General features: G+C 68.9%; 15 protein-coding genes and 1 pseudogene. 5 read left to right on the top strand and 11 right to left on the bottom strand.

The window, feature by feature from the left end; genetic code table 11:
- Positions 1-397 (top strand): annotated as a pseudogene (locus AC6EI8_RS14850) (hypothetical protein); the annotation flags it as partial.
- 19 nt (positions 398-416) lie between these two features.
- Positions 417-1,850 carry a tRNA uridine-5-carboxymethylaminomethyl(34) synthesis GTPase MnmE gene (gene mnmE / locus AC6EI8_RS14845; protein ID WP_150083226.1) on the top strand — a complete coding sequence of 478 codons (1,434 nt, stop codon included), beginning with the start codon at positions 417-419 and terminating at the stop codon, positions 1,848-1,850.
- Between the two features lie 82 nt (positions 1,851-1,932).
- Here the strand turns inward: mnmE and AC6EI8_RS14840 are convergent, their stop codons facing one another.
- Complete coding sequence (locus tag AC6EI8_RS14840; protein WP_498382265.1) at positions 1,933-3,177, bottom strand: MFS transporter; 1,245 nt, start codon at positions 3,175-3,177, stop codon at positions 1,933-1,935.
- 1 nt (position 3,178) lies between these two features.
- Positions 3,179-4,588 carry an amidase gene (locus AC6EI8_RS14835; protein WP_498382264.1) on the bottom strand — a complete coding sequence of 470 codons (1,410 nt, stop codon included), beginning with the start codon at positions 4,586-4,588 and terminating at the stop codon, positions 3,179-3,181.
- Positions 4,589-4,749: 161 nt separating this feature from the next.
- On the opposite strand from AC6EI8_RS14835, the gene gcvA reads away from it, so the two are divergent.
- The 3 genes from gcvA (at position 4,750) to AC6EI8_RS14820 (ending at position 6,904) form a co-directional block, all read left to right on the top strand.
- On the top strand, positions 4,750-5,649 hold the full coding sequence (gene gcvA / locus AC6EI8_RS14830; RefSeq protein WP_150083229.1) for a transcriptional regulator GcvA: 900 nt from the start codon (positions 4,750-4,752) through the stop codon (positions 5,647-5,649).
- A gap of 87 nt (positions 5,650-5,736) precedes the next feature.
- The gene (locus AC6EI8_RS14825) at positions 5,737-6,450 is read left to right on the top strand and encodes an MgtC/SapB family protein (RefSeq protein ID WP_226107910.1); all 714 of its coding nucleotides are present in this window, start codon (positions 5,737-5,739) and stop codon (positions 6,448-6,450) included.
- A gap of 169 nt (positions 6,451-6,619) precedes the next feature.
- On the top strand, positions 6,620-6,904 hold the full coding sequence (locus AC6EI8_RS14820) for a hypothetical protein (protein WP_150083230.1): 285 nt from the start codon (positions 6,620-6,622) through the stop codon (positions 6,902-6,904).
- 253 nt (positions 6,905-7,157) lie between these two features.
- Here the strand turns inward: AC6EI8_RS14820 and AC6EI8_RS14815 are convergent, their stop codons facing one another.
- The 9 genes from AC6EI8_RS14815 to AC6EI8_RS14775 all read right to left on the bottom strand — a co-directional run.
- On the bottom strand, positions 7,158-8,234 hold the full coding sequence (locus AC6EI8_RS14815; RefSeq protein WP_498382263.1) for an ABC transporter ATP-binding protein: 1,077 nt from the start codon (positions 8,232-8,234) through the stop codon (positions 7,158-7,160).
- A 179-nt stretch (positions 8,235-8,413) separates the two neighbouring features.
- Positions 8,414-9,439: an ABC transporter ATP-binding protein gene (locus AC6EI8_RS14810; RefSeq protein ID WP_149317355.1), complete on the bottom strand. Its 1,026-nt coding sequence runs from the start codon at positions 9,437-9,439 to the stop codon at positions 8,414-8,416.
- Positions 9,436-10,347, bottom strand: coding sequence for an ABC transporter permease (locus AC6EI8_RS14805; protein ID WP_498382262.1), 912 nt, complete (start codon positions 10,345-10,347; stop codon positions 9,436-9,438). The genes AC6EI8_RS14810 and AC6EI8_RS14805 overlap by 4 nt, the downstream gene beginning before the upstream one ends.
- On the bottom strand, positions 10,340-11,251 hold the full coding sequence (locus AC6EI8_RS14800) for an ABC transporter permease (RefSeq protein WP_226107918.1): 912 nt from the start codon (positions 11,249-11,251) through the stop codon (positions 10,340-10,342). The genes AC6EI8_RS14805 and AC6EI8_RS14800 overlap by 8 nt, the downstream gene beginning before the upstream one ends.
- A gap of 90 nt (positions 11,252-11,341) precedes the next feature.
- Positions 11,342-12,949, bottom strand: coding sequence for an ABC transporter substrate-binding protein (locus AC6EI8_RS14795; protein WP_498382261.1), 1,608 nt, complete (start codon positions 12,947-12,949; stop codon positions 11,342-11,344).
- 149 nt (positions 12,950-13,098) lie between these two features.
- On the bottom strand, positions 13,099-13,932 hold the full coding sequence (locus AC6EI8_RS14790) for an IclR family transcriptional regulator (protein ID WP_498382260.1): 834 nt from the start codon (positions 13,930-13,932) through the stop codon (positions 13,099-13,101).
- Between the two features lie 83 nt (positions 13,933-14,015).
- Positions 14,016-15,029, bottom strand: a complete 1,014-nt coding sequence (locus tag AC6EI8_RS14785; RefSeq protein WP_226107924.1) for a Bug family tripartite tricarboxylate transporter substrate binding protein — start codon at positions 15,027-15,029, stop codon at positions 14,016-14,018.
- Positions 15,030-15,147: 118 nt separating this feature from the next.
- On the bottom strand, positions 15,148-16,929 hold the full coding sequence (locus tag AC6EI8_RS14780; RefSeq protein ID WP_498382259.1) for an AMP-binding protein: 1,782 nt from the start codon (positions 16,927-16,929) through the stop codon (positions 15,148-15,150).
- 58 nt (positions 16,930-16,987) lie between these two features.
- Positions 16,988-18,373, bottom strand: a 1,386-nt coding sequence (locus tag AC6EI8_RS14775; protein ID WP_498382258.1) for an acyl-CoA carboxylase subunit beta, incomplete at its 5' end; no start/stop codon positions are given.

Below are 18,373 nucleotides of genomic sequence, written 5' to 3'. Positions count from 1 at the left end.
GGTGCTGCCCGGGCGCTACACCGGACGCGTTCATCGCAAGCTGGTCGCCCGTCAGGCCAGGCTCGGCGCGCAGACGGATGCCGCCAGCGCCCGCAGCCTGCTGTCTGCGCTGCTGTCCGGCCCGCGCGCGGAGGATTCGTTCGAGCCGGCCGAGATGGGGATGACACGAACCGGCTCGCCACCGATCGCCACGCAACCGATGGCCCCTCAACCGGTGGCCCAACCGAAGATCGCCCAACCGAAGATCGCCCAACCGAAGATCGCCCAACCGAAGATCGCCCAACCGAAGGCGGCCCAACCGAAGGCGGCCCAACCGAAGGCGGCCCAACCGAAGGCGGCCCAACCGAAGCCCGCCCGCCCGAAGCCCGCCCAACCAGTGACGCCGGCGCCGCGTTGATCTGCGACAATACCGCCCTATGACCGCCCAGCCCAGCATCGACACGATCGCCGCCATCGCCACCGCGCCCGGACGGGGCGGCATCGGCGTGGTCCGCGTGTCCGGACCCGAAGCCGGCACGATCGCCCGCGCGATCTGCGGCCAGCCGCTGACGCCGCGCCGCGCCACCTATCTGCCCTTCCTCGACGGCAAGGGCGAGGTGATCGACCACGGCATCGCGCTGTTCTTCCCCGGCCCGCATTCGTACACCGGCGAGGACGTGCTCGAGCTGCAGGGCCACGGCGGTCCGGTGGTGATGCAGATGCTGCTGACGCGTTGCCTGCAGGCCGGCCGCGAAGTCGGCCTGCGCCTGGCCGAACCCGGCGAATTCACCCGCCGCGCCTTCCTGAACGACAAGCTCGATCTGGCCCAGGCCGAGGCCGTCGCCGACCTGATCGAGGCCAGCACCGAGGCGGCCGCGCGCTCGGCGGCGCGCTCGATGGAAGGCGCGTTCTCCGAGGCGATTCGCGCGCTGGTCGAGCAGGTGATCCATCTGCGCATGCTGGTCGAGGCCACGCTGGACTTCCCGGAGGAAGAGATCGACTTCCTCGAGGCCTCCGATGCGCGCGGCCAGCTCGATACCATTCGTACCGCGCTGGGCGGCGTGCTGGCGCAGGCGCGGCAGGGTTCGCTGCTGCGGGAGGGCCTGTCGGTGGTGCTGGCGGGCCAGCCCAACGTCGGCAAGTCCTCGCTGCTCAACGCGCTGGCCGGCGCGGAGCTCGCCATCGTCACGCCGATCGCCGGCACCACGCGCGATCGCGTGCGCGAGACCATCCAGATCGAAGGGATCCCGCTGCATATCATCGATACCGCAGGCCTGCGCGAGGATGCGGTCGACGAGGTCGAACGCATCGGCATCGAGCGCACTTGGGAAGCAATCGGCCGCGCGGACGTGGTGCTGCATCTGATCGACGCCACCGACTATCTGCAGCACGGCCTGTCTGAGATCGACGACGCGATCGACGACCGCCTGTCGGGCCATCTGCCGCCCGGCGCGCCGATCCTGCGCGTCGTCAACAAGATCGACCTCGCGCCTGCGGTCGGCGCCATCACCTTCGGCGGCAACCGTCCCCACGTGGTAGTCGCCAACGGCCCCAACCCCACCGAAATCTGGATCTCGGCGCGCACCGGCGCCGGCATCGACCTGCTTCGCCACGAGCTGCTGCGCGTGATCGGCTGGCAGGCCGGCAACGAGGGCGCCTTCCTCGCGCGCGAGCGCCATCTGAACGCGCTGCGCAGCGCCCAGTCGCATCTGGACCTCGCCGCCGAACGCGCCGATCAGCAGGACAAGGCGCTGGACCTGTTCGCCGAGGAGTTGCGGCTGGCGCAGGAACACCTGAACAGCATCACCGGCGAGTTCACCAGCGACGATCTGCTGGGGACGATCTTCACGCGGTTCTGCATCGGCAAATAGCGCAGCCCCTTGGGTTGGTGGACTGACGCGTTGGTGGGCTGACGATGGGTAGGCTGACGATGGGTAGGCTGATGGTTTGGCATCAGCCCTGTGCCGAGCCCCGCTTCGTCCCCCGCGCCGCCACCATCAGAATTGCCCCCGCAATCAGATTCGCCGCCACCGCCGCCAGAATCGGCAACGTATAGCTGCGGCTGGCGTCGAACGCATAACCGGCCGCGCTCGGGCCGATCAGCGTGCCGAAGGCCACGCTGGTGTACAGCACGCCGATGATGCCGCCGACATTGCGGCCGCCGAACAGGTCCATCACCACCGCCGGCAGCACCGCGACCCAGCCGCCGTAGCAGGCGCCGAACAGGAAGGCGAACAGGGCCAGCATCCAGAAGCCGGTGGCGACGGCCCAGATCACCAGCGTGAACGCCAGCGCGATCACCGTGCACAGCAGGAAGCGCTGGCGGCCCATGCGGTCGGCCAGGCTGCCGAGGAAGAAGCGCCCGGCCGTGCTGCCGATGCCGATCACGCCCAGCAGCAGCACCGCCGAGCCCTGCGCAATGCCGAGGTCCTGCGCGTGCGGCACCAGATGGACGAAAGGCACGAACACGCCGAAAGAGGCGATCAGGCAGGCCGCATAGAGGCTGATGAACTGGCGCGTCCGTACCGCGTCGCGCACCGATAGATCACCCGACGGCGGCGCGGCGTGGGCATGGGCCGGCAACGGCTCGCCGTCCGCTGCCAGGCCACGCTCGCGCGGATCGTTCTCCAGCAGCAGCGAGGCGCCCACGCCCAGCACCGCGGCCAGCACGCCCAGCGTCAGATAGGCGTCGCGCCAGCCCATGCCGTCGATCAGCAGCGCGGCCAGCGGGGGCATCGCCAGCGTGCCGACGCCGATGCCGCTGACCGCGAGCCCCGAAGCGAGGCCGCGGCGCTTGACGAACCAGCGCTGCACCGCGCCCACCGCCGGCACATACGCCAGACCGACGCCCAGTCCCACGCCGAGCCCATAGGCCGCATAGACCTCGACGATATTGCGCGCGACGCTCGCCAGCGCCAGGCCCGCGCCGACCAGCAGCATCCCCGCGATGCAAAGGCGGCGCGCACCCCAGCGATCGGCCAGCGGCCCGCTGACGATGCCCAGCGCGAAATACAGGAAGCCCGCCAGCGAGAACACCAGCGACACCGCGCCGCGCGACGCGCCGAACTCGCGCTGCAAGGGCTCGATGAACGCGCTGAACGTATAGGCGCTGCCGAAGCCGACGAAGGTCACCGCGAACGCGGCCGCCACCACCCACCAGCCGTAGAACACGCGCTGCTTGAACACCAGTGTCGTCATGTCAGTTCACCGGATGTTGGCGATGCCAGCCGGTGGCGCCCTGGAAGGCGGCGCCCGCGCGTACCAGCATCGCTTCGCCCAGATGCGGGGCGACGAGTTGAAAGCCGATCGGCAGCCCTTGCCGCGACAAACCGCCTGGCAGCGTCAGGGTCGGATGGCCGGTCAGGTTGAAGGGACAAGTGTACCGTTGCAGCCCGGCGATCAGCGCCGGCTGTTCGCCAAGCGTGCGTACCGCGGCCAGCGACAGCGGCGCATACGGATGCACCGGCGTCAGCAGCAGGTCGACGGTTCGCAGCAGCGCGACCATGCGGCCGCGCAATTGCGCACGGCGCAGCAGGATCCGTTGATAGTCGATGCCGGACAGCGCGCGTCCGGCTTCGATGACCGAGGCCAGCACCGCCCCGTATTCATCCCGGCGCGCGGGGTAGGTGGCGGCATGCGCGACGGCCGCCTCGACCGCGCAGTTGGCGGCCCAGTCGTCGGTCAGTCCGCTGCCGGCGCGCACCGCGTCGGGAACGCGGACATCGACCAGGGACGCGCCGAGCGCTTGCAATACCTCGGCGGCCGCGCCGACGACGGCCCCGACTTCGGCATCGACCCCGTCGCCGTTCCAGTCCGCATCGATGCCGATGCGTACGCCGCGCAGGTCCGTCGCGATCCCGCCGAGGCAGTCGGGCACCGGGTCGTGCAGCGCGGTCGGGTCCTCCGGATCCACGCCGGCGATGGCCTGCAGCAGCAGACCGGCATCCGCCGCGCTGCGCGCCATGGTGCCGACATGATCCAGCGACGGCGCCAGTGCGAACACGCCATGCCGGCTGACCCGGCCCCAGGTCGGCTTCAGCCCCGTCACGCCATTGGCGGCAGATGGCCAGCGGATCGAGCCGCCGGTGTCCGACGCGATGGCGCCATGGCAAAGGCCGGCCGCCGTGGCCACGCCGGCGCCGCTGGACGAGATGCCGGGCCAGTAGTCGGCGTGCCAGGGGTTCACCGGCGCGGTCACCGAGGGGTGATGGTCCGAATACGCGCCTTCGGTCAGTTGCAGCTTCCCCAGCAGCACCGCGCCCGCGTCCCTGAGCCGGCGGACCACGGTGGCATCCCGGTCGGGGCGGAAGTTGCGATGGATCGCCATGCCGGCGGCGGTCGGCACGCCCTCGGTCCAGCACAGGTCCTTGATACCGATCGGCACGCCATGCAGCGGGCCGCGATACCGGCCGGCGGCGATTTCGGCCTCCGCAGCTTCCGCCTGGGCCATCGCCGCGTCGGCCATGACCACTGCGTAGCTGTGCAGCGTGCCGTCGAGCGCAGCGATCCGATCGAGTTGCACGCGGACCACGGTGGTCGGCGAGACCTCGCGCCGCCGGATTTGTGGGGCGAGTTCGGCGATGGAAAGCAGATGCCAGGCGGTCGCCATGTTTTTATCGGATGCCATCGAAGGTTAAGTAAAATTGAACCGGCCCTGCGCCAGACCGTACCCGATGCTGCGCTGACGTGGCCAGATAACTACCCAAACTTAACTTTTCTGCTGCACGCCCGCAAACCAGAATTCGTACGCTTTTTGCCTTAGAAAATCTAATGTCAAACCACAAGCTGCCGCCGCTCAATGCCTTGCGGGCCTTCGAGGCCGCGGCCCGGCATCTGTCGGTCAAGCACGCCGCCGAGGAGCTGTGCGTGACGGCCGGCGCGGTCAGCCAGATGGTCAAGGCATTGGAGTCGCACCTGGGCGTCAAGCTGTTCCAGCGCGTGAACCGCGGCATCTACCTGACCGAAGCGGGGCGGGCCTATCTACCGCCGGTGCGCAACGCCTTCCGGCAGATCAAGGAGGCGACGGGCCGCATCGCGGCGCCCGCCGACACCGGCCTGCTGAACGTCAGCGTCACGCCTTTTTTTGCGGCCGCGTGGCTGGTGCCGCGCCTGCAGTCGTTCCAGCAGGCGCATCCGGACATCGACCTGCACGTGATCACCACCACCGCGCTGGCCGACTTCACCCGCGACGGCGTGCACGTCGCGGTCCGGCACGGTCTGGGCCAATATCCCGGCCTGCACAGCGAGCGGATCCTCGCCGTGGAGATCGTGCCGGTGGCCGCGCCGGCGCTGGTGCGCAAGCTCGGCATGCCGGCCACGCCCGCCGATCTGCTGCGTTGGCCGCAGGTCCACGACACCGAGCGCAAGGGCTGGCATCTGTGGTTCCAGGCGCAGGGCATCGACGAGATCGAGCGCCCGCGCGGACCGTCGTTCGACGATTCGAGCCTGCTGTGGAAGGCGGTGATGGCCGGGCAGGGCGCCGGCCTGCTGCCGGCCGCGATGGTGTCGCGCGAACTGGCCGACGGCTCGCTGGTCCGGCTCGCCGACGTCACGCTGCTCGATGCCTTTGCGTATTACCTGGTCTACCCCGAGGAAAGCCACGCACGCGCGAAGATTGCCGCGTTTCGCGAATGGATTCTGGGCGAGGCGGGCCGCGCCGGCTCTTCGTAACCGACGCATCCTCTCCTCGATATCGGTGCGCATGGCGATCGCAAGATGGCGCCCTGCGCTGGCGGTCACATCGCGTCAGGAGCCCGCATGGAAGCCTTCCACAACGTCAATCTCTCCTCGCTGCTGGATACGCTGGTCAGTCTGACGGCCGCATTCGTCTTCGGCGGTGCGATCGGTTTCGAGCGGCAGTACCGGCAGCGCACCGCGGGGCTGCGGACCAATGTGCTGGTCGCGGTCGGCGCCGCGGTGTTTGTCGACGTCGCCAACCGGCTGCACGGGCACGATGGCGCGGTGCATGTGATGGCCTATGTCGTGTCCGGCGTCGGCTTTCTCGGCGCGGGCGTGATCATGCGGGAGGAGGGCAATGTGCGCGGGCTCAATACCGCGGCGACGCTGTGGGGCTCGGCCGGCGTCGGTGCGGCGGCCGGCGCCGATCTGATTCTCGAGGCGATGCTGGCGACGGTGTTCGTGCTGGCGGCCAACACGCTGCTGCGGCCCATCGTCGATGCGATCAATCGCAAGCCGCTCGACGTGGAATCGGTCGAGGTCACCGGCACGGTCCACGTGATCGCCGAGCGCGGCCAGCAGAAGGCGGTGATGGCGCAATTGGAGGAGGCGCTGGAGCGCGGCGGTTACCCGGTACACGATCTCGACATCCAGCCGTTCGGGCACGACGAGGTCGAGATCGAGGCGACGCTGGTGGCGAGCTCCTTCGATGGCGATGCGCTGGACCGTCTGGTGCAGCGGCTGGCGGCGCTGCCGGCGGTGCGGCAGGCGTTCTGGAGCCCAAGTACGACCTGATTGCGAGGGTGGTTTTCCGCCAAATTTCCGGGCCACGTTTTTTGTAGGACTAGACCCACATTGCTTTCGGCGCACGCTTGATAAGGAGCAGCCGGACCCCTGTGTATCGTTCAGTTACGGTTGATATTGATTTGTCACGCCGTACCGAACAACTCAGAGGTAAGCAATCATGGCCCCGGCCCTTGTCGGCATGCCTGTCGAGCATGCCCGGGCATTTGCCCGGATTCTGTCCGTCACCCGCGCCGCCTGGCACTTGAACGAGGACGCGGAAAGCAGCAAGACCACGAACACCGCGAACACCGCCAACAGCAGGAAGGCCGCAAAGGCCACCAACGCCGCGCAGTCCGACACGCCTTCGCGGCGCCGCCGCACCGCCCACCTTGCCGAACTCGCGGCACGCGCCTTCGAGGCGCAGGTGATGGCGCTGCGCTGCCGCCAGGCCTTCGTAGGTTGACGCCAATCCGGTTGGCGACGCGGACCATCCCTTGACGCCAGTCCGCAGCGAGTTCCGCAGTACCTTGTAGTGCTTGTTCCGTTTTGCGCGCGACGTTTATGCGCGTTTGTGTGTCTCCTTGGTTCTTGGCCAGCCTGTCGGCTGGCTTTTTTTTGACCCGCTCGTTACGCCGGCCACGGCACCACGGCACCACGGCACCACGGCACCACGGCACCACGGCACCACGGAATCACGGCACCACGGAATCACGGAATCACGGAATCGTCGCGACGTCGTTCACAAGCTCCGCGCTTACCGTTGCACGGCCGCCGTCGAGCAGATGACAGGCGGCGAGATGGGCCAGTCCCGCATCGCGGCCACCGACCGCACCCACCGCACCCACCGCACCCACCGCACCCACCGCGCCCACCGCGCCCATCGCCCGCATCGCCCGCATCGCCGGCGCCTGCTGCGTGCATACCGGCATCGCATGCGGGCAGCGCGGATGGAAGCGGCAACCGGAGGGCGGCGCCAGCGCCGAGCCGATCTCGCCGACGATCAGACCCTCGGTCGGCTGATGATCCGGATCGGGACGCGGTGCGGAACCGAGCAGCGCCTGCGTGTACGGATGGCGCGGCGCGCCGAACACCGCCTCGCTGGGGCCGCTCTCGGCCATCGCGCCAAGATACATCACGCCGACCGCACTGCTGAAGTGCTCGACCAGCGCGAGATCGTGGGCGATCACCACATAGGCCAGGCCAAAGCTGCGCTGGATATCGGCCAGCAGGTTGACGATCTGCGCGCGGATCGACACGTCCAGCGCGGAGGTCGGTTCATCGAGCACGATCAGCCTGGGCTGCAGCGCCAGCGCGCGCGCCACCGCGATGCGCTGGCGCTGGCCGCCGCTGAACTCGTGGGGATAGAGTTCGAGCGCGCCGGGCGGCAGGCCGACGATCTCCAGCAGTTCGAGCAGCCGGCGCTGCAGCGCCGCGCGATCGCCGCCGAGGCCATGCGCCAGCAGTGGCTCGGCCAGCAGCATCCGCACCTTCAGGCGGGGATTGAGCGACGACGACGGATCCTGGAACACCGCCTGCACCTGCCGCCGATAGCCTTGCACCGCCTTGCGGTTTAGCGTGAGCACGTCCCGGCCATCGAAGCGGATCGCGCCGCCGGTGGGCTTTTCCAGCAGGAGCAGCAGCTTCGCGATGGTGGTCTTGCCACAGCCCGACTCGCCGACGAGCGCGAAGGTCTGGCCGGCGTCGACGGCAAAGCTGACCCCATCGACGGCGCGCACGGCGCCGCCGCCGCGCACGGGGAAGTGTTTCTTCAGGTCCTGCACTTCGAGCAACATGGGCACTCCTGCGCTGGCTGCGATGTTCCGGGAGCAAGGTCCGGTCCGGACATTCGGCGTTCTGCGTTCGGACGTTCGGCGTTCGACCTTCGACCTTCGACCTTCGACCTTCGACCTTCGACTTCGACTTCGACTTCGACTTCGACTTCGACTTCGACCTTCGACTTCGACCTTCGCCCCTACGTGCCGCTCGCCAGCCAGCACGCGACGCGATGGCCCGATTCGAGCTCGACCTCGGGCGGATACGCGTCGTCGCACAGCGGCTTGCGATGCGGACAGCGCGCGGCGAAGCGGCAGCCGGCCGGCGGATCGATCAGGCTCGGCGGGCTGCCCTGGATGGCGAACAGCCGCTCCTTCTTCTGGCCGAAATGCGGAATCGAGTTCAGCAGCGCCTGCGTGTACGGATGGGCGGGCCGCTTGTACAGCGTGCGCACATCGGCGGTCTCGACGATGCGGCCCGCGTACATCACCGCGACACGGTGGCAGATGCTGGCGGCCACGCCGAGGTCGTGCGTGATCAGGATGATGCCGACGCCGGTCTGCGCCTGGATCTTGCGAAACAGCGCCATCATCTGGACCTGGATGGTCACGTCGAGCGCCGAGGTCGGCTCGTCGGCCACCAGCAGCCGCGGCGCACTGGCGATCGCCATGCCGGTCACCACACGCTGCCGCATGCCGCCGCTGAACTGGTGCGGATAGTCGTTCAGCCGCGCGTCGGGGGACGGGATGCGCACGCTGTCGAGCACCTCGACCACGCGCCGCCGCGCCGCCTCGCCGCGGGCGATGCCGTGGTGGCGCAGCGGCGCGCCGACCTGGTCGCCGATGGTGAAGACCGGATTGAGCGAGGTCAGCGGGTCCTGCGAGATCATCGCGATCTTGCGGCCGCGATAGACCTCGCTCATGGTCTTCTCGGAGACCTGCAGCAGGTCCTGGCCGTCCAGCACGATGCTGCCGCCGATGCGTGCGCCGGTCTGCCGCGGCAGCAGCCGCAGGATCGACAGGATCGTCATCGACTTGCCGGAGCCCGACTCGCCGACCACGCCAAGCGTCTCGCCTTCGTGCACATGCAGGTCGACGCCGTCGACGGCGCGTACCACCCCGCGGCGCAGCGTCAGGTGCGTGGTCAGATTGCGCACGTCAAGCATCGGCGCGCCCCTTACGGCGTCCGTCGAAGCACGCGCGGTCGCGGTGTCGGCATGGCTCATAGCTGCCTCCTCTTGGGATCGAAGCGGTCGCGCAGCCAGTCGCCCAGCAGGTTCGAGGCAAGGCAGGTCGCCATGATGGCGAGCCCCGGCATCGTGATCGCCCACCAGGCGTTGGTGATGTAGTTGCGCGCGTCGGCCAGCATCAGGCCCCACGACACGTCGGGCTGCTGGATGCCGAGGCCGAGAAAGCTCAGCGAGGCCTCGAAGATGATCACCTGCCCGACCTGCAGCGTGGCGAGCACCAGCAGCGTGTTCAGCAGGTTCGGCAGCAGGTGGCGGCGGAAGATGGTCGGCGTGCCGCAGCCGGCCACCCGCGCCAGCGCGACGTAATCGCGCTGCTTCAGCGACATCACCTCGCCGCGCACGATGCGCGCATACCAGGTCCAGTAGGTGATCACGATCACCAGCACCACGGTCTCGAAGCCCGGGCCGAGCACCGCGGCCAGCACCAGCGCGAGCGCCAGCGAGGGAATCGACATCTGGATCTCGACCAGCCGCATGATCAGCGCATCGAGCCGGCCGCCGAAGTATCCGGCCAGCATGCCGGCCGCCGTGCCGATGCCGCCCGAGATCAGGATCGCGTACAGCGCCACCACCAGCGAGATCCGGGTGCCCGCCATGATGCGCGTCAGCAGGTCGCGGCCCATGTTGTCGGTGCCCAGCGGATAGGCCCAGTTGCCCCCATCGAGCCAGGCCGGCGGCAGGAAGGCGATGCCCAGGTCCAGCGCATTGGGATCGTGCGGCAGCAGCAGTTCGCCGCCGAGCGCGCAGACGACCAGTACGGGGAAGACCAGCAGCGCGAACCAGGGCAGCGTGCCCCAGGCGATCGCGCCGCGCCGGCGCAGGGGCGCGCCGGCGATGGCGCTGTCGGCCGCCGAAGCCGTTTTCGCAGCAGTCAGATCAGCCATGGCGAATCCTCGGGTCGATCAGGCTGTAGCTCAGGTCGACCAGCAGGTTGGACAGCACGAACAGCACGGAAGTCAGCATCACGCCGGCCTGCACCACCGGAAAATCGCGGGCGAACACGGCCTCGACCACGGTGCGGCCGACGCCGGGCCAGGCGAAGATGACCTCGACCACGAAGGCGCCGCCGAGCATCGCGGCGAAGTAGACGCCGAGGATGGTGACCAGCGGAATGGCCGCATTGCGCAGCGCGTACTTCCACACCAGCACGCGTTCGGGCAGGCCCATCGCGCGCCCCATGCGGATGTAGTCGCTGTCGAGCACATCGAGCATTGCCGAGCGCACGATGCGGGTTTGTGCCGCGACCGGGTACCAGCCCAGCGCGATCGCCGGCAGCACCAGGCTCGACCACGACTCGCGCCCGAAGGCAGGCAGCCAGTTCAGCTGCACCGCGAAGAACAGGATCAGCAGCAGCCCCACCCAGAAGTTCGGCATGGCCTGCCCGACCATCGCGAAGACCTTGGCGAAGCGATCGAACCAGCTGCCGCGATGAACGGCGGACAGCACGCCGAACGGTACCGCCATCGCAATCGAGAAGGCGAGGGCCGCCAGCGCCAGTTCGACGGTCGCCGGCAGGCGGTCGAGGATCAGGCCGAGCGCCGGCTCCTGCCAGCGGTAGGAGTTGCCGAAGTCGCCGGTCAGCGCATGGCCGAGGAACTTCAGGTATTGCGCGACCAGCGGCTGATCGAGGCCGAGATGCTGGCGCGTCTGCTCGATGACGTCGGGCGGCGCGTCCGCGGGCAGCAGCAACGCCAGCGGATCGCCCGACAGGCGCGAGATCAGGAAGATGATGACGCTGGCGCCCAGGATGCTGACCAGGCCGTGCAGCAGCCGTTTTGCGATGGACATGCGAGCCTCCGTAAGAGACCGGGGTGGGGACCGACGAACCGAACTGCCGTCATTCGCGCATCGGCCCGAATGACGGCTCGCGTCGACGCATCACTGCGCCTGCTTCAGGCTCACCTCCTGGAACGCTCGCCAGTAATCCCGGATCGGCCACGGCACGTAATGCACCTTGTCCTCGCGCCAGGCGAAGGTCACCAGCGGCCGATAGGTCGGCAGGCCGCCGAGCACGCGCTCGTGCTTGAGCCGCGCGATCTGCTTGAGCAGCTCGGTACGTGCCGCGGGATCCATGGTCTGGCGCTGCTTCTCGATCAGCGCATCGACCTCGGCATCGTTGGTGTACGAGTACGTGCCCCAGCCGCCGGGCTGATAGCTGTGCAGATGGCCAGACCAGGCCAGCCCCGGATCGCCGGGCAGGCCCTGCGACCACATCCAGCTGAGCACGCCATCCATCTCCGGCGGACCGCTGCGGCCGCGCTTGCCCAGGCTGATCCACGCGCCATACTCGAGATTGCGGACCTGGCAGCGGATGCCCACCGAGCTCAGATACGCGTACATCGCCTCGCCGACCTCCTTGACGCCCGGTTCGCGCGGCGTGGTCAGGTTGTAGCACGGCGTGTCGAAGCCGTTCGGATAGCCGGCCTGCTTCAGCAGTTCGCGCGCGCGCTTCGGATCGTAGGCATACGGCTTGAGCGCCGGATCGTAGCCGTTCGAGCCCTTGCCGACCTGCGCATAGCGCTCGCCCTGACCGAACAGCACCCGCTTGATGATCGCGTCGACGTCGATCGCATGCGCCGCAGCCTGCCGCACGCGCACGTCGTTGAACGGCGACTTCGGCATCTGCGTGTTGAAGTTCAGGAACAGGTTGTTGCCGCTGACCAGCGTTGCGGTCTTGACGCCCGGCATCTTCCTGAACTCCTCGATCATCGACGGCGGTACGTTGTCGATCCAGTCGACCTTGCCGGTCTTGAACGCCGCCACGCGGGTCAGGTCCTCGGGAATGACCTTGATCGTCAGCGTCTTCACGCCGGGGCGCTTGTTCTTGTTCCAGTAGTCGTCGAAGGCCTCGAGCTTCAATTCGTCCTTGACGGTGCGCGAGACGAACTTCCACGGGCCGGTGCCGACCGGCTTCCTGGCGAACTCCTCCTCGCCGACCTTCTGGATGTACTTCTTCGGCATCGCCCACAGCTGCAGATTGCCGACCAGGAACTGCGCGTCTGGCTCCTTGAAATGCAGCTTGAAGCGATGCGCGTCGACGATCTCGAAGCGCTCGACCGACGAGACGTAGTGCGAGAAGAAGCTGCCCTTCGGATCGCGCTGCCGTTGCCAGGAAAACTCCATGTCCTCGGCCGTCAGCGGATCGCCGTTGTGGAACTTGACGCCCTTGCGCAGCCGCACGTCGAGCACCGGCTTGCCGTCCTTGCCGGTCTCGAGCTTCCAGCTTTCGGCCAGCCAGTTCTCGTCCTGCAGCGAGGCGTTGCGGCGCACCAGCATCTCGAAGATCTGGCCGACGAAATAATGGTCGACGCCCGCGGAAATGCGCACGGGATCGAGCGTCGTGGACTCCGCGCCGAAGGCCACCGTCAGGCTGCCGGTCGCCGGGGCCGCCTGGGCGGTGCCCCACAGGGCCGTCATTGCGCCGAACGCCAGGGCGCCGATCGTGATCGTCAGCTTCGAGCGAGCCGATGCCGGGTGCTGTTGCATATTGCGCCTCCTGTTGCGCCGAGCGGGACGGCGCGTTTCTTGTTGAAGAACGGGACCGTGCGATAGCCGGTTGCGATTCCGCTGCCTGCCGGTGCCATGCCGATGCGACTGCGATGCGATTGCGGTGCGACTGCGATGCCATGTCGGTGCTATTTCGGGAAGGTCGACTCCAGCTGCCGCACCACTTCCAGCAGGCGCGGCCGCACTTCGTTGAGCAGGAATTCGGGCGACAGGCTGTACGACGGGCCGCCGACGTTCAGCGCCATCCTCGCCATGCCGTTGCCCGGGTCGAAGCCGCGGCCGATGCCGTTGACGTCCTTCTGCCAGTCGCCGAACGAGCAGGCCACGCCAAGCGTGCCGTGGTCCTGCAGCCCCTGTTCGATGCCCCGGCGGATGCGCGGCCATGCCACGTCGTCGAGCTCGCGTATCTGTTCGAGCAGCGCCTCACGTTCTGCATCGGGTGCCACCGCGAGCCACGCTCGTCCGATCGCCGAGGTCGAGACCGGAATGCGCGAGCCGATATCGAGCGTCAGCGAGATCGCCGCCGAGCTGCGGCAGTGCTCGACATAGATCATCGACAACCGGTCGCGCGCGCCCAGCGACACGGTGCCGCCGGAGAAGTCGGCCAGTTCCTGCATCAACGGCCGCGCCACCTTGCGGATGTCGAGCCGCGACAGCATCGCGCTGCCCAGCCCCAGGCAGGCGGTGCCGAGCGCGTACTTGTGGGTGCCTTCGTAATGGGTCAGATAGCCGAGTCGGATCAGCGTCGCGGTCAGGCGCGACACCGTCGATTTCGGCAGGCGGCAGCGCTGCGCGATCTCCTGATTGCCGAGGGCACGGTCGCTGGAGCGGAAGCACGCCAGCACTTCGAGCCCGCGCGCGAGCGCCGTGACGAAATGCCGGTCTTCCTTCGATTCGGCCCGGCTGGTGATCGGGGACGAGGTCGAGGAGGAGGACGACGTCGAGGTCGAGGTCTCGCGCATGGGCAATGGACTCCTGTTGGACTGCTCGCCGGGTCGCCCGCCGGCTCCTGGCGTCGCTGCGTTCGGCGCTGCCGGTGCCGCGCTCATCCGACGCGGATGCCGGTCTGCTGCACCAGCGCCTGCCACACCTTCTGGTCGCGCTTGAGCAGCGCCGCGAACTCGTCGGCGCTGGTGCCGCGCGGCAGCATGCCGGCCTCGGTCAGCATCCGCGAGCCGTCGGGCGAACGCACGATGCGCGCGATTTCCGCCGACAGCCGGTCGATCACGGGCCGCGCGCAGCCATGCGGCGCCAGCATGCCGATCCAGCCGATCGCCTCGAAGCCCTGGTACCCCGATTCCGCGAAGGTCGGCACATCGGGCATCGATGGCACGCGAGTGGTGCCGAGCGTCGCCAGCACCTTGATGCGGCCCGCCTCGCCATAGGTGCGCGCCACCACCGTGGAAACGAAGCCGGCCGGCAGTTGCTTGGCCAGCAGATCGGCGATCGCCGGCGCATCGCCCTTGTAGGCGGCGTGCACGATCTCGACCTGCGCGCGCCGCTTGAACAGCTCGCCGTACAGATGCCCGGTCGAGCCGACGCCCAGGCTGCCGTAGGCCGAGCCCGGATGCGCCTTGGCCCAGGCCGCGTAGTCGCGCAGCGACTTGACGGGCAGATCGGCATTGGCCACGAACACCTGCGCGGCGTCGGCGACCAGCGACAGCGGATCGAAGTCCGTCATCGGGTCGTAGAGCGGCTTGGGCTGGATCAGGGGGCTCTGGATCAGCGCGGTGTTGGTGAACAGCAGCGTGCGGCCGTCGGCGGGCGACTTGGCCACCTGCGCGGCGCCGATCATGCCTGCCGCGCCGGGGCGGTTCTCGACGATCACGGTCTGCTTCAGCGCCGCGCCAAGCCGGTCGGCGATGAAGCGCGTGATCGCATCGGTCGAGCCGCCGGGCGGGTAGGGCAGCACGATGCGGATCGGGCCGTCGATGGTGGCGCTGGCGGCGGTGGCAGCAGCAGTCGTTGTGAGCGCCTGCGCACCCGCCAGGCGGGGCAAGGCCAGGCTGCCGGCGAGCGCGGCCGACGTCTGCAGCAGCTTGCGGCGGGACGGGTTCATGTTTGTCTCCTGTTGTCGTGGGGCGCTCGTGCGGCGCCCTTTCGATCGCTATGCGCGCAAGGCCTGCGCGGCGTCGCGCCCGTGGTCTCCCTGCGCTTGGTGCGGGCCCAGGGCCGCCTTATTGCTGTCCCTGCTCCGCCTCCAGTTGCGCCTGCAGCTCGAGCTTGCGCACCTTGCCGGTCGCGGTCAGCGGCAGCTCGTCGACGATGCGGATCTCCGGCACCTTGTAGACCGCCATCTGCTCGCGGCACCAGGCGTGCAGCGTGTCGGCGTCCACCGTCGCGGCGTGTTCCGGCCGCAGCCGGATGAAGGCCACCGGCATCTGTCCCTTTTCGGGGTCGGGCCGGCCCACCACGGCCGAGCCCAGCACCGCGGGATGGCGCGACAGCAGCACCTCCAGTTCCGACGGGAACACGCTCATGCCGCGCACCTTCAGCATCTCCTTGCGGCGGCCGAGGAAGTGCAGATAGCCGTCCTCGTCGTAGGCGCCGATATCGCCGGTGCGGAACCAGCCGTCGCGAAACACCTCGGCGTCGACATCCGGCCGTCCCCAGTAGCCCTTGAACAGCGACGGCGTGCTGACGACGATCTCGCCTTCCGCGCCGATCGGCAGCAGCGCGCCGGTCTCGAAATCGCAGATCTTGATGCGCGTGCCGGGCACCGGCAGGCCGACGAACACGGGACGCCCGCGCAGGTCCATGTCGTCGTCCTGCATGCCCGTGGTGAAGGTGTCGCTGGTGTGCGTCTCGGTCATGCCCCAGGCGCCCTCGGCCAGCACGCTGCCGGTCAGCTCGAACCAGCGCCGGCGGATGTCCGGCGTGATCTTGCGGATGAACGAGGCCGCGCGCGTATGCCGCAGCGAGCGAAGGTCGTAGCGCGGCAGCTCGGGGTGGTTCATCAGCTCGACGGCGTTGTCGACCACGACGAAGGTGCGGTTGACGCGGTAGCGGTCGATCGCCGCCATCACGGCGACCGGGTCCCAGCGCGCGAGCACGACCACGGTGGCCCCGCTGAAGATCGGATAGATCAGCCCCAGGTTCTCGCCGGCGATCCAGAACATCGGCAGGAAGTTCAGCATCACGTCGTCGGAGCCCTCGGCCATGCGCGCGGCGTCCACCCCGCCGGTCAGCGCGTACGAGGCGGCGGCCGTGTAGACCATGTCGCGCTGCGTGTGCATGCAGCCCTTGGGCATGCCGGTGGTGCCGCCGGTGTAGTTCAGCGCGGCCAGCGCGTCGAGATCGACCGGCGGCAGCGCGATCGGCGCGGTGGCGCGGATTGCCGGCATCAGGTCGGTCGCGCCGTCGATGCGCCGTGGCGGCGCGTCGAGCCCCGGCGGCAGCGGCACGGTCGGCTGCGCCGGCAGCATCTCGCCCTGGCTGGTGGTGAAGACGGTGCGGATGCGGGTCTGGCTTTTCACCGCCATCAGCATGCCCGCCAGTTGGTCCAGCACGACGATGGCGGTGGCGCCCGAGTCGTTCAGCTCGTAGCGCAGCTCTTCTTCCTTGAACAGCGGGTTGACCGGCACGTAGACGGCGCCGAGTTTCAGGATGCCGTAGAACACCACATGGAATTGCGGGCAGTTGCCGATCATCACCGCGACACGGTCGCCGGCACCGATGCCGTGCGAGGCCAGCAGCGCGGCGCAGCGCTCGCTGAGGTCGTCGAGCTCGGCGTAGCCGACCTCGGTGCCGTAGTAGATCAGCGCCGGATGCGCGGGGCGCCGGCGCGCCCACGCGCGCAGGTAGTCACCGAGCGCGACCTCGCCGTGCGGATAGACCGGCGCGGTGGGCAGGCCGGCGGGCCAGATCCTGCGGTGGCGCGCTTCCAGATCTTCGAAGAACTGCGCCTCTTCGACGGAAGCGTCGGGCAATGCTGGTGGGTTCGACTGCTCGCGGTCCATCTGCTGTCTCCTGTTGCGTTCTTGTTCGGGTCGATGGAAGAGCTGCGGGGACGTTTCCTTACCAGGCGTCGACGTACTGCCGCAGCGGCCGGTTGGGGTGCGATGCGCCCGCATCGAGCCCGGTCACCAGCCACTGCCGCGTCGCGGCAGGATCGATCACCGCATCGAGTTCGAGCGCCGCGGCGGCGTTGATCGCATGGCCGCGTTCGTACATCTGCGCGACCAGCTTCTGGTACAGCGCGTCGCGTTCCGGTCCTTTGGGCAGCGCCTCGAGCTCCTTGCGAAAGCCCAGCCGCACCGCGCCCTCGAGGCCCATGCCGCCGAACTCGCCGGTCGGCCACGACAGCGTGAAGGTCGGCGCGCGAAAGCCCCCCGCGGCCATCGCCATCGCGCCCAGGCCATAGCCCTTGCGCAGCACCACCGCGAGGAAGGGCACGCGCAGCTTGGCGCCGATCACGAACATCCGCGAGACGTGGCGCACCTGCGCGCGCGCCTCGACCTCGGGGCCGACCATGAAGCCCGGCGTGTCGATCAGCGAGACGATCGGCAGGCCGTGCGCATTGCAGATCTGCATGAAGCGCGCGGCCTTGTCGGCGGCGTCGGCATCGATCGCGCCGCCCAGATGCCGCGGGTTGTTGGCGAGGATGCCGACCGGCCGGCCCTCGATGCGGGCCAGCGCGGTATGGATGCCGGTGCCGAAGCCGCTGCGCAGCTCCAGCACGCTGCCGACGTCGGCGATGCCGGCGATGGCCGCGCGCGTGTCATAGACGCGCAGCCGGTTCTCCGGCACCACGCGCCGCAGCGCCAGCGGATCGGGCGCCTGCCATTCGGCGACGGCACCCTGGAACATCGAAAGATAGTGCTTGGCCGCGGCCACCGCGGCGGCCTCGTCGTCGACCAGCAGATCGACCACGCCATTGTGGTGCTGCACGGCGGCCGGGCCGATGTCCTCGGGACGGAATACGCCGAGCCCGCCGCCCTCGATCATCGCGGGTCCGGCCATGCCGATATTGGCGTTGCGCGTGGCGACGATCAGGTCGCAGCAGCCGAGCAGCGCCGCGTTGCCGGCGAAGCAGCGGCCCGAGGCGATGCCGATCACCGGCACCTCGCCGCTGAGCGCGGCGAAGGCGGCGAACGACGGCTGGAACAGGCCGGCCACGGTCGGGAAGTCGACGTCGCCGGGCCGGCCGCCGCCGCCCTCGGCAAAGATCACGGTCGGCAGCCGGTTCTGCAATGCGACCTGCAGGATGCGGTCGGTCTTGGTGTGATTGCGTTTGCCCTGCGTGCCGGCCAGCACGGTGGCGTCGTAGGCGAGCACCGCGCAGCGCGAGCGCTCGGCCGGAAACAGCGCGCCGTTGATGCCGCCGATGCCGGTGATCAGGCCGTCGGCCGGCGTATTGGCGATCAGGTCCGCCTCGCTGCGGCGGCTGGCCTGCGCGGCCAC

This window comes from Cupriavidus sp. R6-3 (genome assembly GCF_059772245.1).
This window is presented reverse-complemented; position numbering and strand designations above follow the sequence as displayed.

Bases quoted from the DNA above. Each gene is read 5' to 3' on its own strand.
- AC6EI8_RS14810 (WP_149317355.1), bottom strand. From the start codon at position 9,439: ATGAGCCATGCCGACACCGCGACCGCGCGTGCTTCGACGGACGCCGTA.
- gcvA (WP_150083229.1), top strand. From the start codon at position 4,750: ATGTCAAACCACAAGCTGCCGCCGCTCAATGCCTTGCGGGCCTTCGAG.
- AC6EI8_RS14785 (WP_226107924.1), bottom strand. From the start codon at position 15,029: ATGAACCCGTCCCGCCGCAAGCTGCTGCAGACGTCGGCCGCGCTCGCC.
- AC6EI8_RS14835 (WP_498382264.1), bottom strand. From the start codon at position 4,588: ATGGCGACCGCCTGGCATCTGCTTTCCATCGCCGAACTCGCCCCACAA.
- AC6EI8_RS14800 (WP_226107918.1), bottom strand. From the start codon at position 11,251: ATGTCCATCGCAAAACGGCTGCTGCACGGCCTGGTCAGCATCCTGGGC.
- AC6EI8_RS14820 (WP_150083230.1), top strand. From the start codon at position 6,620: ATGGCCCCGGCCCTTGTCGGCATGCCTGTCGAGCATGCCCGGGCATTT.
- AC6EI8_RS14805 (WP_498382262.1), bottom strand. From the start codon at position 10,347: ATGGCTGATCTGACTGCTGCGAAAACGGCTTCGGCGGCCGACAGCGCC.
- AC6EI8_RS14795 (WP_498382261.1), bottom strand. From the start codon at position 12,949: ATGCAACAGCACCCGGCATCGGCTCGCTCGAAGCTGACGATCACGATC.
- AC6EI8_RS14825 (WP_226107910.1), top strand. From the start codon at position 5,737: ATGGAAGCCTTCCACAACGTCAATCTCTCCTCGCTGCTGGATACGCTG.
- mnmE (WP_150083226.1), top strand. From the start codon at position 417: ATGACCGCCCAGCCCAGCATCGACACGATCGCCGCCATCGCCACCGCG.
- AC6EI8_RS14840 (WP_498382265.1), bottom strand. From the start codon at position 3,177: ATGACGACACTGGTGTTCAAGCAGCGCGTGTTCTACGGCTGGTGGGTG.
- AC6EI8_RS14790 (WP_498382260.1), bottom strand. From the start codon at position 13,932: ATGCGCGAGACCTCGACCTCGACGTCGTCCTCCTCCTCGACCTCGTCC.
- AC6EI8_RS14815 (WP_498382263.1), bottom strand. From the start codon at position 8,234: ATGTTGCTCGAAGTGCAGGACCTGAAGAAACACTTCCCCGTGCGCGGC.
- AC6EI8_RS14780 (WP_498382259.1), bottom strand. From the start codon at position 16,929: ATGGACCGCGAGCAGTCGAACCCACCAGCATTGCCCGACGCTTCCGTC.